The organism is Type-E symbiont of Plautia stali, assembly GCF_059731115.1.
On sequence record NZ_AP035906.1, the window covers coordinates 3,270,828 to 3,284,044 of the forward strand.

Below are 13,217 nucleotides of genomic sequence, written 5' to 3' on the forward strand. Positions count from 1 at the left end.
ATTGAGAGTTAAATAATGGAAACAGATAGAAAAAGAGGGAGGAGAAAACTCCCTCCGGAAGAAATACGAGATACCACTATAAAATTCAGAGTTAACGAAAAAGAGCTTGCTCATTTGAATGATCTAAAAAACAAAGCTGGTATTGAGTTGGGTCATTTAATAAGACAGGAGCTTTTAAGATCGGAACCGAGAAATAAAACATTACCAAAGATAAATAACGATGCCTTATTAGAATTAAAAAAAATAGGCAGCAATATAAACCAAATAGCTAAAATATTAAATTCTAGGAATGACACTCAAACACTCGATCAATGGAGGCTTTCTATTAAGAAGATAAGCAGAGTTTTATCTGGTTTAGAAGGGGTAAGTAATGAAGAGCAAAATAAAACGAGGTAAAGGATTTAAAGGCTGTTTACAATATCTTTTTTCTTTGAAAAAAGATAAAGAAGATAAGCCTGCTCCTGATTTTATTTGTTCCAATATGATTGGAGAGAATATAAAAGAACTTACTCAAGAATTCACTCAAACAAGAAATATCAGGCCAGATATTGATAAACCTGTATGGCATACAAGTTTAAGTCTTACGCCAGAAGAGGAAAAGTTAGGTCCTGAAAAATGGCAAGAAATAGCAGAAAACTACCTTGAGAAAATGGGTTTTGATTTAGCTAATAATCAATATGTTGTTGTGAGACACAACGACACAGAGAAAGATCACATACACATTTTAGCTAACCGTGTTGGCCTCGATGGTACGGTTTGGGCGGGAAAATTTGAGGCGTTGAATTCCATTGATGTCTGTCAGGAACTCGAAAAATCACACGGACTAACTATCACAAAAGGGCTTGATAGAAGCGATAAATCAGACGTAAAAACCCCAACCAAAGAAGAGATAGAAATGGGTTTGAGAGAAGGTTCTAGGCCTCCTCGTATCGTGTTGCAGGACACGATTACAGAGGCTATGGCTGATAAGCCAGACACAGCTTCTTTCCTCGAAAGAATGGAAACAGCAGGGATTACGGTAGCTTTCAACAAAGCCAGCACTGGCAGGATTTCCGGCGTTAGTTTCGGTTATGCCGGCATTCATTTCAAAGGTAGTCAGCTTGGCAAAAAGTTTGGCTGGAACAAGATAGCAGAGGTATTGAATTATGAGCAAGATCGCGACTTTACACACATTAGAGACATCAACACCACAATCGACACTGCAAGAGTTGAGGGAGCTGAATCAGCAGGGGCAGTTGCTGAACAGTCAAGTTCAACTCTTACAACAGACGCTGAAAGAAACCCAAGCTTTGAAAATCGAAATGTCGGAGACAATTCTGCAAGACTTGGCAACAACATTGGAACCAGTGATCGAATCTCTATCGATTACAACGAAAGCCTTCCAGGAACTGGACTTAACAGTGGACAGGAACAAAACGTTTATAGAAAGCCAAAGCAAAACAATAGCAACAGCATCAACAGACTTAAAGATCGTATCAGCAGACTTAAAAAAGATTTTAAACGCAAATCGAAAAGCAGATGGAACACATCTGGTTCAAAAAATAATAATAGGTTCGTTGGCATTAATAACGGGATTATCGGTGGGAGCGTTAGTCGTATTTTGGACTATGCAGAAACAGCCATCAATAACGTTAGACAGTCGAGCCGTAGCGACTTACATATTACAGGGAATGAAAAAATAAGAGCTTTAAAATTGCGTTTGGGAATTATTAAACCAACATCACCAACAACAGGAACAGGCTCAGGAACAACGACAGGAGGGGGAACAGGCGGCCGAACTCGAAGAAAGGATACAGAGGATATTGCTTTGGAACGTCAAAAAGAAATGGCTAAAAAATTGGAGAAAGCTCTTAAAAGGGACGTTGAGCAGGAAAATCAGCGGGTTACCATAAATAAAAAGAATATGAAGATTGGCTCAACGTAAAAAACTGATCGTTTATACCGATCAGTTTTGTAACTCATGATAGGTGCTGGCTATCAACATGATCTGAATTGATCGTTATAAACGATTCGACTAAAGAGTACACGAAGTTAATTATGTCAGTAACTTATAGGGATCTTTTTTGAGGAAAAATCATGTCGGAATGTCCATTTTGCAAAGCCCACATACCAGAAGGTGCATCAGTGTGTGGTAGTTGCGGAGCAGAAGAGGTGGTGGGTTATGTTAGTCAACAGACAGTCAAAGCTCTGGTTGCAACTGGTGCATTGATCGGGATTCCTGCTGGTATCGCCATTGCGGTGATTTTCCGTTCACCTCCTGCGTTTTTGGCATTTACGCTTGCTGTAACTTTTACACCACTTATTATTGTTAAACTCAAAAACAAAGATAAAGCTTCTTGGATTAGACGTTCAGCTAAATAAAGGGGACTGCTCCCCTTTTATTTCTAAGCTAAACCTATGCTTGCTAGTTAAGGCATTTAACAAACCAACTATTTTTTTATTAGCATCTTGACATATTAAATATTTATATTAAAACAAGGGTTAGATACAAAAAAAGCCAGCTTTATTTCGCTGACTTTTTAGGGACTAGAAAAGTTTACAGACTTTTGAAGCCTTGTAATCAAGTTGAGAAAGAACTCGATTACGAATATATATTTAATACAATACGAAAATATATTTGTCAAATCCAACCTTTCACTTTTACAATCTTCATTTCTCAATTTAAAAACTAGTACCCAAAAGCAATCATTTTATTCTGTTGTATCAGATCTTAGCTATGTGGAAATAAAGGGTATGTCCGTAGATTTGTTGATTGTTAGTAAAGATGGGGAGTGCAACGTATTACTAAGCTCGAAGCGCACGCCTAAGTTGTTGGGTGATTAATCTGGTAGGGTATGAGAAAACACGGCCAAAAACGTGGATTGATTAGCACAAATAGCAATATGGCTTGTTTCTGGGAGTGTTGCAGGGTTCCTATATTGGAAACAATATAGTTCTCTAAGCCGGAACGGTTGAAAACCTGGGATAAAAAAATACACACATATGTGTTAAACCTGATTTTTGGCAGCGCCTATCTTCGATTTTCGTTCATTTTTTTTGACGAATTCGGGGAGGGCGAAGCCTGGGATAAAACCCAGGCAAGCCTGGTAAACAGTCAGGCGCACGTTAACAAGCGCCCTAAATAAAAACAGTAGAACCATGATTAATAACTATAGAATCAAGGGTTAATTATTTTATTTTTTTCGTTCATGATTGATATAACTTCATCTATCGTCTGAATCGTATATTTAATACTCCCTCTCTCCGAAGAATAAACTTTTTCTCTTGCCTTTGAGAAGGTAATGTTCTCACACCAACCCAAGGCTTCATGATAATCAGCCTCATTAAGAAAAAGTCCGAAATAGCTCAACCTTTCATTAAGAGTGTTCATTTCGTCATTATTAGCGCTATCTTCTAAAAGAAGTAATCTTTTATCAAAGGATTCAACTTTACCTTTAACATGCAACACATCCTTTTCCAAAATCTCCTGCTTAATAATTGTGTCCGCTAACAGCCTTGAATTTTGGGCTAAAATCTCTGCCATTTGTGCCAGCGCGGAGCCTTTATTTTCCACAGGAGGTGGGTAACTCCCATGTTTTGTCAAAGATGGAATAACCTCATGAAATAACCACTTTTGGAACTTTTTACCGGCTGCACTCTTATCACTGGACATTACTCGATAAAGTCCAGGTTGAGTTACAAATACCTCTGTTTCTCCTGGATATTTAGAGTCTTGAGTTTTGACATTAATAAACTCATCTGATTCCAGCACTTCTATTTGCGCCTTTAATAATCCAACCATCGATTTGGTGATAAAATTCTCATCAATTTTTCTATTCTCTTTGTTTAAGGTGAGCAATACGTCTTTTAAGGATACATATAATACTTCATCTAGTATCATTGTCCTCACATCACTTTCACCAGTCTCGCCTTGATAACAGATTTTCATAAGATTATTATTCATTCTACCTCCTTTATTTCTTGCTCGATACTGGCTATTGGCTGGTATTTCGACGAAGCCAGAAGACTGTTATATAGATTTGAAGACTTTGATAATATGTTTAACTCAATCCTTTGTAAAGCCTCTTTTATTCGATCCCAATGAGGGTCAGCATACCGTTCTGTCGGATCAGTTGTATTTTTATGGTTAAGCAATCTTTTAACTACCGCATATGAAACCAATTCTTCTGCTATACGTCCAAACGTTCTTCTCAAATCATGCATACCTAACTTAACAATTCCTGCTTCTTCGCAGATTTTGATGCGAAGTTCTTTCGAGTCCGAATAATGCCCCGCCTTACTAAATTTTGAACGGGCTGGAAATACATATTTATTCTTATAAGAAGTGCCTACATTAACTTCGTCAAGTAAGTATTTTCTATCTTCAAGAATACGATACATTGCATCGCATATCGGAAGAGTATGATTATTTCTATTTTTTGTATCATAGAAGAATAGCAATCTATTTTTAAGATCTACATAGTTAGTTCGCTTGGCTTCTTCGTCTGTTAACTTTTCTCTCCAACATAACGAGGCAGATTCCTCTTTCCTTGTTCCTGATAGAATTGTCACAAGTAAATAGTCAGCACCTAACCTGTTAGTAAACCTTTTATAATAAAGTGCATCTAGAAACTGTTTTAAAGTATCGCGAGGTGATAGAGGATTGCGGATATTTTTTTCTCTATAACTATCTTCTAACTCTGAACGTGTTCTGTACTTTTTCTGCACAGCCAAAATTGTAAATGGGTTATAAATAATACTAGGCTTTCTTTGTTGTGTTTGAGCATTAATAGCCTCGATCTCAATAGCATATTTCACTGCAACATTTATCCATCTGAATGTTTGTTCAGCGGCGGTTCGAGCTTTTACAGCTATTTCGTCAAACTTTCTCAAAATCTCATTCCCACTAAGATCTTTTACACGTAAGTTAGCCCAATCAGATAACCTATTTTGCGCTTTATCAAAAACAAGCAAAGTATTGGGTTTAGCTGGCTTTGAGCGTGTAGTTAAATGCCTTCTATATTGCTCAAAGATCTCTTTTATCATTAGTTCCGAAGCATGTGTTTCTCGTTTGACTTTATTTGGATTGCGCTTCGTCTGTTTCATCTGTTGAACATAACGGCGAGCTTCGTCACGAGCCTGTGCGATGTTATCAAAGTCGCTAACGCTACCAAGGGTAGCCCTAATCACTTGCATTCCAGAATCCGAGTCAGAAACCCTTCTCTGGATATAGTAAACCTTCTTGTTGGTTGAAACTTTTACACCAAATCCTACTGGCGCGTCACGATGAGCATCTGTGATAAAGTACGGTTTACGTTCTTCGTTCAGTTCAAAGATCAATTGGCCGTCAGGTAAGATCTTCGGCTTAAAATCAATAGATAACGTTTTAACCACAAGCTGTTGATTTAGATTGATTTTCATATGATTTGTATACCAGTTCTTTTTTTGTTCAGCAGCGAGAGTAGCTGATATACATATAGTATACATTTTTTCGCAGTGAGTGTGTTTATGTATACCAAAACACACTCACTCCAGAGTTTTGTAAAATGGAAAAACATAGCAAAATCAATAATCAAAGCACCATAATTAAAGGTATGGAAAATCACACCCCAATGATGCAGCAATACCTGCGCCTGAAGGCTGACCATCCCGAAATCCTGCTGTTTTATCGCATGGGCGATTTTTACGAGCTGTTCTACGACGACGCCAGGCGAGCCTCCCAACTGCTGGAGATTTCACTCACGAAACGCGGCGCGTCAGCGGGTGAACCCATCCCGATGGCGGGCGTGCCCTATCATGCTGTTGAAGGTTATCTGGCAAAACTGGTCCAGCTCGGTGAATCCGTGGCGATCTGCGAACAGATTGGCGACCCGGCACTGAGCAAAGGACCGGTTGAGCGTAAAGTCGTGCGCATTGTGACACCAGGCACCATCAGTGATGAAGCGCTGCTGCAGGAGCGTCAGGACAACTTACTGGCGGCCATCTTCCAGAGCCAGCGCGGATTTGGTTATGCCACCCTCGATATCAGCTCGGGGCGTTTTCGCCTGAGCGAACCTGTCGACCAGGAGACCATGGCGGCAGAACTCCAGCGCACTAATCCTGCTGAACTGCTCTATCCCGAAGATTTCCAGGCCATGGCGCTGATCGATCAGCGTCGTGGTCTGCGCCGTCGTCCGCTATGGGAATATGAAATCGACACCGCACGCCAGCAATTAAACCTGCAATTCGGCACGCGTGATCTTAGCGGCTTTGGTGTTGAACAGGCTCATCTGGCGCTACGCGCTGCGGGTTGTCTGCTTCAATATGTTAAGGATACCCAACGCACCTCCCTGCCACATATTCGCTCGTTAAGTATGGAGCGCCAGCAGGACAGCGTCATCATGGATGCAGCCACTCGCCGCAACCTGGAAATCACGCAGAACCTGGCCGGGGGCACCGAAAATACCCTGGCGGCAGTGTTGGATAAAACCGTTACCCCGATGGGCAGCCGTATGCTGAAGCGCTGGCTGCATATGCCGCTGCGCGATGTCACCACCATCAGTCGTCGCCAGGAATCGATTGCCGAACTGCAATCTCTGAGTGAAGCATTACAGCCGGTACTGCGCCAGGTGGGCGATTTGGAACGCATCCTGGCGCGTCTGGCACTGCGCACCGCGCGCCCGCGTGATTTAGCTCGCATGCGGCATGCCTTCCAGCAGTTGCCGGAGTTGAACCAGCAGCTGGAAGGTGTCGAGGCGACTCAACTGGTCAATCTGCGTTCGCAGATGGGTGAATTTAATGAATTGCGCGAGCTGCTGGAACTAGCCGTCATTGAATCTCCTCCCGTGCTGGTGCGTGACGGTGGTGTGATTGCGCCCGGCTATAACGCTGAATTAGATGAATGGCGTGCGCTGGCCGACGGTGCCACTGATTATCTCGACCGCCTGGAAATTCGCGAACGAGAGAAGCTAGGGCTGGATACTTTAAAGGTGGGTTTTAACGCAATTCATGGTTACTACATTCAGGTCAGCCGCGGCCAAAGCCACCTGGTGCCGATTCACTATGTCCGCCGCCAGACGCTGAAGAACGCCGAGCGCTACATCATTCCTGAATTGAAAGAGTATGAAGACAAGGTACTGACCTCAAAAGGCAAAGCGCTGGCGCTGGAAAAAGGCCTGTACGAAGCGTTACTCGATCAGTTGCTGCCACATCTTGAAGCACTGCAGATCAGTGCCGCGGCGCTGGCTGAACTGGATGTGTTGGCTAACCTGGCAGAACGCGCCTGGACACTGAATTACTGCCGCCCGGTACTGCAGGAAAAAGCCGGTATCCGCATCACCGCGGGTCGCCACCCTGTCGTGGAGCAGGTTCTGAAAGAGCCGTTTATTGCTAATCCGCTATCATTGTCGAATCAACGCCGCATGTTGATCATCACCGGTCCGAATATGGGCGGTAAGAGTACTTACATGCGTCAGACTGCATTGATCGCGCTGATGGCGTGGATTGGCAGCTATGTGCCAGCCGAAGAAACCATAATGGGCCCTATCGATCGTATCTTTACTCGTGTCGGTGCGGCTGATGACCTGGCTTCTGGGCGTTCAACTTTTATGGTTGAGATGACGGAAACGGCCAATATCCTGCATAACGCCACGGAGAACAGCCTGGTGTTGATGGATGAAATCGGTCGCGGCACATCGACCTACGATGGGCTGTCGCTGGCATGGGCTTGTGCGGAGAGCCTGGCAAACCGCATCAAAGCGATGACACTGTTTGCCACCCACTACTTCGAACTTACGACCCTGCCGGAAAAAATGGAAGGCGTAGTGAATGTGCATCTTGATGCCATGGAGCATGGCGATACCATTGCATTTATGCACAGCGTACAAGATGGTGCAGCCAGCAAAAGCTATGGTTTAGCAGTTGCTGCATTAGCGGGTGTGCCGAAAGACGTGATCAAACGTGCGCGCAACAAGCTGAAAGAGCTGGAAGCGCTCTCCGGCAGTTCTGCAGCATCTACGGTAGAAGGATCGCAAATGCAGCTGCTGGTGGCAGAAACATCGCCAGCCGTAGACGCACTGGAAGCGTTGGACCCTGATAGTCTCACGCCAAAACAGGCGCTGGAGTGGATTTACCGCCTTAAAACATTGGTCTAGTTCAATTTTAATGAGCGGCGGGTAATGACGTCGCTCATTAGCGTAACGGCCTGATAACGCACATAAAAAAACGGTGACCCAAGGGTCACCGTTTTTTATTGCCGGTTACGGCTTATTCGCGAAACAGTGCTTCAATGTTGAGGCCCTGAGTCTGCAGGATTTCACGCAGACGGCGCAGACCTTCAACCTGAATCTGACGGACGCGCTCACGGGTCAACCCGATCTCACGGCCCACATCTTCCAGCGTTGCCGCTTCATAGCCTAGCAGGCCGAAACGACGCGCCAGCACTTCACGCTGCTTGGCATTCAATTCAAACAACCACTTAACGATGCTTTGTTTCATATCATCGTCCTGCGTGGTGTCTTCCGGGCCGTTGTCTTTTTCATCGGCCAGGATATCCAGCAGCGCTTTTTCGGAATCTCCACCCAGCGGTGTGTCAACCGAGGTAATACGCTCGTTGAGACGCAGCATACGGCTTACATCATCAACCGGCTTGTCTAACTGCTCGGCAATCTCTTCAGCACTCGGCTCATGGTCAAGCTTATGCGAAAGTTCGCGCGCGGTACGCAGATAAACATTCAACTCTTTAACGATGTGGATCGGCAGACGAATAGTACGGGTTTGATTCATGATCGCCCGTTCAATAGTCTGACGAATCCACCAGGTGGCATAGGTTGAGAAACGGAACCCACGTTCTGGGTCAAACTTCTCCACGGCACGAATCAGGCCGAGATTACCCTCTTCAATCAGATCCAGCAGTGCCAGACCACGATTGCTATAACGACGGGCAATTTTCACCACCAGGCGTAAATTACTTTCAATCATGCGGCGGCGAGAAGGAATGTCACCACGTAGTGCACGACGAGCGAAGAACACTTCTTCTTCTGCTGTCAGTAGTGGAGAGTAACCGATCTCACCAAGGTAAAGCTGCGTCGCATCCAAAACGCGTTGCGTCGCACCCTGTGACAACAGCTCTTCTTCAGCTACTTCGTTATCACCAGGTTCGTTCTCAACGAGAGCCTTCTCATCAAAAACCTCAGCTCCGTTCTCCTCGAATTCCGCATCTTCATGTAACTCGTTAACTTTCAGCGTATTCTGGTTCATAAGCGGCTCCTACCCGTGATCCAAGGGCAGAACACCTAAGGTTCTGCCGGATTATCGCTGCGGTAAATAACGCAACGGGTTTACGGATTTCCCCTTGTAACGAATTTCAAAATGTAATCTTACCGAACTGGTTCCGGTACTACCCATGGTAGCGATTTTTTGCCCCGCCTTAACTTCCTGTTGTTCCCGGACCAGCATGGAATCGTTATGGGCGTAAGCACTCAGATAATCATCATTGTGTTTGATGATGATTAAATTACCGTACCCACGGAGCGCGTTGCCTGCGTATACCACCCTTCCTGAAGCAGTGGCGACAACAGGTTGTCCACGCGAACCGGCGATATCGATCCCTTTGTTTCCGCCTTCCGCAGCGGAGAAGTTATCGATAATCTTCCCATCAGTCGGCCAACGCCAGCTTCCCACTGGGGTTGTGCTGTTAGTCGTGCTGCTGACTGTAGGCGGTGCGGTAACCGGAGCTGTGGTCGTTGCCACATTATTTGCCCCTTTCGACGGCAGCATTTTACCGCCTGTCGAACCCGAATCATCAGAATACGTAATAACAGGTTGCTGTGCAACAGGGGCCGATTTAATTTGCGTTTGGTTGGATGCCACCGGCACGCCGCCCTGTGTCGCATCCGCTGCGGTTATCGCATTGCCACCGGTGATGGTCTGGCCATTACCGTTGCCAACCTGCAGGACTTGCCCCGCTTCCAGGCCATACGGGGCCGGGACGTTATTGCGTTGCGCCAGATCGCGGAAGTCATTGCCGGTAATCCAGGCAATGTAGAACAGGGTATCTCCACGTTTAACGGTGTAAGTCTCACCACCGTAACTACCTTTAGGAATATTCCCATAATTACGGTTGTACACAATACGACCATTTTGCGTGACAACATTATTATTGCCACTAACCATTTCCCCGGAGGGTGCAGCTGATGGTGTACCACCGCTTAACATTCCGCCGTGTGGCATAGCTGGTACGGTACTGTTCTGCGATGAGAGCATGCCACCGCTGCTCGGTGAGGAGGTCATGCCGCCGCCAGAGGACATCATACCGCTGTCGCCACCGCCGCCAATCTGGCTAATCGGAGCCTGCGTGTTGTCGCCTGAGCTACAGCCCGCCAGCCAAAAACCTACCAGTGAGAGTGCCGCCAAACGGCGTAATTGAAATACTGTGCTTCCCGTGCTCATTGATCCCCCGTTATGGCAATCCTGGATGTAACTGTGTCGTGGTTGTGACCGCATGATTCACTGCGCAACAGGCGGAATACGGTCTTTCACATTGATTAACAAGGATAGTAACAATATCAACTGCGCCATGCCATGTAACAGTTGTGAAGATTTACGTAGCAATGGCTCAGGCCAGATCGCCCTGAACTAACGGCACAAAGCGGACGGGTTCGATGATTTCTTCAATTAATTCACCACCCTGACGACGCAAACGCTTTAAAACCTGCTGATCTTCGCCGACTGGCAGCACCATTTTGCCACCCTCACCTAATTGCGCTATCAGCGCAGTCGGAATTTCAGGGGGTGCAGCGGTGACAATGATGGCATCAAACGGGCCACGTGCGGCCCAACCTTGCCAACCGTCACCATGACGAGTCGAAATATTGTGCAGGTCGAGTTGTTTCAGGCGACGCTTAGCCTGCCATTGCAACCCTTTAATGCGTTCAACGGAATAAACGTGATTGACCAGATGGGCCAGAATAGCGGTCTGATAGCCTGAACCGGTGCCGATTTCCAGCACGCGCGATTCCGGGTTCAGTTCAAGTAACGCGGTCATCCGCGCTACCATGTAGGGCTGTGAAATCGTCTGCCCACTGCCAATCGGCAGCGCAACGTTTTCCCAGGCTTTATGCTCAAACGCCTCATCGATAAAGCGTTCACGCGGGACATCAGCGATGGCTTTTAACAGGTGCTCATCGTGGATACCCTGCGCACGCAGTTGCTCTAACAGCGTTTCGATGCGCCGGTTCACCATGCGAGATTTACCTCAGCCTCGATCAACCAGTCGCTTAATACTTCCTGCGCCGCATGTGCCGTAAGATCGACATGCAATGCCGTCAGCGACACGTAACCTGCATCTACCGCAGCGAAATCGGTGTCGGGGCCCGCATCCAGTTTGTCCCCCGGCGGGCCAATCCAGTACAGGGTATGGCCGCGCGGATCTTCCGTGCAAATCACCTGATCGGCCGGATGGCGGCTGCCACAACGCGTCACACGGAAACCTTTGATTTCCGCTAGCGGTAGATCAGGCACATTGATGTTCAGGATACGCCCGGTGCGCAGCGGTGCGCGGGACAAAGCACGTAACAGAGTACAGGTCACCGCCGCAGCGGTGGCATAGTGTTGATGGCCATCGAGTGAAACCGCCAGCGCAGGCAGTCCAAGATGGCGCCCTTCCATCGCGGCGGCCACGGTGCCAGAGTAAATCACGTCATCACCCAGATTGGGGCCAGCGTTGATGCCTGAAACCACAATGTCCGGACGCGGCTGCATCAGTTTGTTAACTCCAAGAAACACGCAATCCGTCGGCGTGCCCATCTGTACAGCGATGTCACCATTCTCATGGGTAAAAGTACGCAGCGGGGTTTCTAACGTCAGAGAATTTGATGCGCCACTTCGATTGCGATCGGGCGCGACAACCTGCACCTCCGCAAACTCACGCAGTGCGCGAGCCAGCGTCTGAATGCCGGGGGCATGAATTCCATCGTCGTTGCTGAGCAATATCCGCATCTGTTCCTGACCTTTGTTCATTCAACGGGTCCTCAACTCGCCAGGCATCCGCTGTTGGGGTGCCGAATAAAGAAGATCTGGCGAGACGAAGATGTTTGCATTCTAGCGGTGAGGCGCGGGAAGTGGTAGGCGTAAATCACGGAACTTCCGGCGTTTGCCGCAACATTATGCAGCCGGAGCAGATATTTACCCGGCGTTGAGGCCGGGTAAAGTGGGGTTATTCATCGCTGATAGGCGCAGCGGCACCGTTACTCAGCAGTTCGCGCACCACGCTGGTGGCGAAACTCCCGGCTGGCAGCCAGAACTGCATCTCCAGCGTGACGTCATCCCACCAGTTCCAGCGCAGATCTTTTGGCACCACCAGCATGGCGCGGCGTGCCGCATCAACGCGCTCACGCTCCAGCAGCGCCAGCAAATCCGCAGCAGGTGCCAGATTAGCTTGCTCAAAGGCCAGCGCGTCACCCTGAGGGCCCAGATCACCTCGCCCTGCGAGCGGCGCGGTGATGCGCAGTTCATGATGATTCACACGCTGCTGCAATTCCTCCAGCTCTTCCGCCTGCGCCACAAACCAACTGCCGCGACCGGCCAGCTGCAGTGCATCACCCGCTTGTACCTGATCCAACACGCCATCACGCTGCAAACGCGCACTGGTGACCTGATTAAACAGTTGGCTGCGCGCAGCAGACAGCAAAATACCTTTCATGCTGCGATCGCGCGGGCGGAACTTATCTTCTGCCCACAATTTTGCCTGCGTCAGGTTATTGCCGCCGCGGCCAAAGCGTTGTTCACCAAAGTAGTTAGGCACGCCGCTTTGCTGGATATGCTGCAAGCGCGCTTCCACTTCTGCACGATCCGAAATCTGACGCACAACCAAACGGAACGCATTACCTGCTAGCGCGCCAGTGCGCAATTTGCGCTTATGGCGGATCACCTGCAGAATTTCCACGCCTTCCAGCTGGAAACCGGCCAAATTCGGCATCGCGTTGCCCGGCACGCGGAAACACAGCGTCTGCTCGGTCACCGCATGACGGTCTTTCATCCCGGCATAGCTCATATCGCGCTGATGCACGCCGAGGAATTTAGCGATGGCTTCAGCAACAAAGCGCGTGTTGCAGCCGATTTTACGGATGCGCACCAGCACCTGTTCGCCTTCGCCATCATAGGGATAGCCGAGGTCTTCAATCACCACGAAATCTTCGGGATTGGCCTTGATCACGCCGGTGGCGCTCGGAACGCCGTGCAGGTAAAGCAGTTCACTCATA

General features: G+C 47.5%; 11 protein-coding genes. 4 read left to right on the forward strand and 7 right to left on the reverse strand.

Annotation, left to right across the window (positions count from 1 at the left end):
• The first annotated feature begins 15 nt into the window (after positions 1-15).
• The 3 genes from AC6I8L_RS15065 (at position 16) to AC6I8L_RS15075 (ending at position 2,361) form a co-directional block, all read left to right on the forward strand.
• A complete protein-coding gene (locus AC6I8L_RS15065) occupies positions 16-396 on the forward strand; it encodes a plasmid mobilization protein (protein WP_058961487.1) in 381 nt (126 codons plus the stop codon).
• A complete protein-coding gene (locus AC6I8L_RS15070) occupies positions 371-1,924 on the forward strand; it encodes a relaxase/mobilization nuclease domain-containing protein (RefSeq protein WP_058961488.1) in 1,554 nt (517 codons plus the stop codon). The genes AC6I8L_RS15065 and AC6I8L_RS15070 overlap by 26 nt, the downstream gene beginning before the upstream one ends.
• A gap of 152 nt (positions 1,925-2,076) precedes the next feature.
• A complete protein-coding gene (locus tag AC6I8L_RS15075; protein WP_226020281.1) occupies positions 2,077-2,361 on the forward strand; it encodes a hypothetical protein in 285 nt (94 codons plus the stop codon).
• Between the two features lie 796 nt (positions 2,362-3,157).
• Here AC6I8L_RS15075 and AC6I8L_RS15080 read toward each other — a convergent pair.
• On the reverse strand, positions 3,158-3,943 hold the full coding sequence (locus AC6I8L_RS15080) for a BRO-N domain-containing protein (RefSeq protein ID WP_498013937.1): 786 nt from the start codon (positions 3,941-3,943) through the stop codon (positions 3,158-3,160).
• Positions 3,940-5,400: a tyrosine-type recombinase/integrase gene (locus AC6I8L_RS15085; protein ID WP_058961490.1), complete on the reverse strand. Its 1,461-nt coding sequence runs from the start codon at positions 5,398-5,400 to the stop codon at positions 3,940-3,942. Before AC6I8L_RS15085 ends, AC6I8L_RS15080 begins: the two co-directional genes overlap by 4 nt.
• Before the next feature lie 173 nt (positions 5,401-5,573).
• Between AC6I8L_RS15085 and mutS the strand changes: the two genes are divergently transcribed.
• Positions 5,574-8,111: a DNA mismatch repair protein MutS gene (gene mutS / locus AC6I8L_RS15090; RefSeq protein ID WP_058961526.1), complete on the forward strand. Its 2,538-nt coding sequence runs from the start codon at positions 5,574-5,576 to the stop codon at positions 8,109-8,111.
• 112 nt (positions 8,112-8,223) lie between these two features.
• Here the strand turns inward: mutS and rpoS are convergent, their stop codons facing one another.
• The 5 genes from rpoS to truD all read right to left on the reverse strand — a co-directional run bounded on the left by rpoS (position 8,224) and on the right by truD (position 13,216).
• Positions 8,224-9,216: an RNA polymerase sigma factor RpoS gene (gene rpoS, locus AC6I8L_RS15095; RefSeq protein WP_034822992.1), complete on the reverse strand. Its 993-nt coding sequence runs from the start codon at positions 9,214-9,216 to the stop codon at positions 8,224-8,226.
• Positions 9,217-9,267: 51 nt separating this feature from the next.
• A complete protein-coding gene (gene nlpD, locus AC6I8L_RS15100; RefSeq protein WP_058961491.1) occupies positions 9,268-10,407 on the reverse strand; it encodes a murein hydrolase activator NlpD in 1,140 nt (379 codons plus the stop codon).
• Between the two features lie 166 nt (positions 10,408-10,573).
• Positions 10,574-11,200, reverse strand: coding sequence for a protein-L-isoaspartate(D-aspartate) O-methyltransferase (locus AC6I8L_RS15105; RefSeq protein ID WP_058961492.1), 627 nt, complete (start codon positions 11,198-11,200; stop codon positions 10,574-10,576).
• Complete coding sequence (surE, locus tag AC6I8L_RS15110; RefSeq protein ID WP_058961527.1) at positions 11,194-11,955, reverse strand: 5'/3'-nucleotidase SurE; 762 nt, start codon at positions 11,953-11,955, stop codon at positions 11,194-11,196. Before surE ends, AC6I8L_RS15105 begins: the two co-directional genes overlap by 7 nt.
• Positions 11,956-12,172: 217 nt before the next feature.
• Positions 12,173-13,216, reverse strand: a complete 1,044-nt coding sequence (gene truD / locus AC6I8L_RS15115) for a tRNA pseudouridine(13) synthase TruD (protein WP_058961493.1) — start codon at positions 13,214-13,216, stop codon at positions 12,173-12,175.
• Position 13,217: the final 1 nt, after the last annotated feature.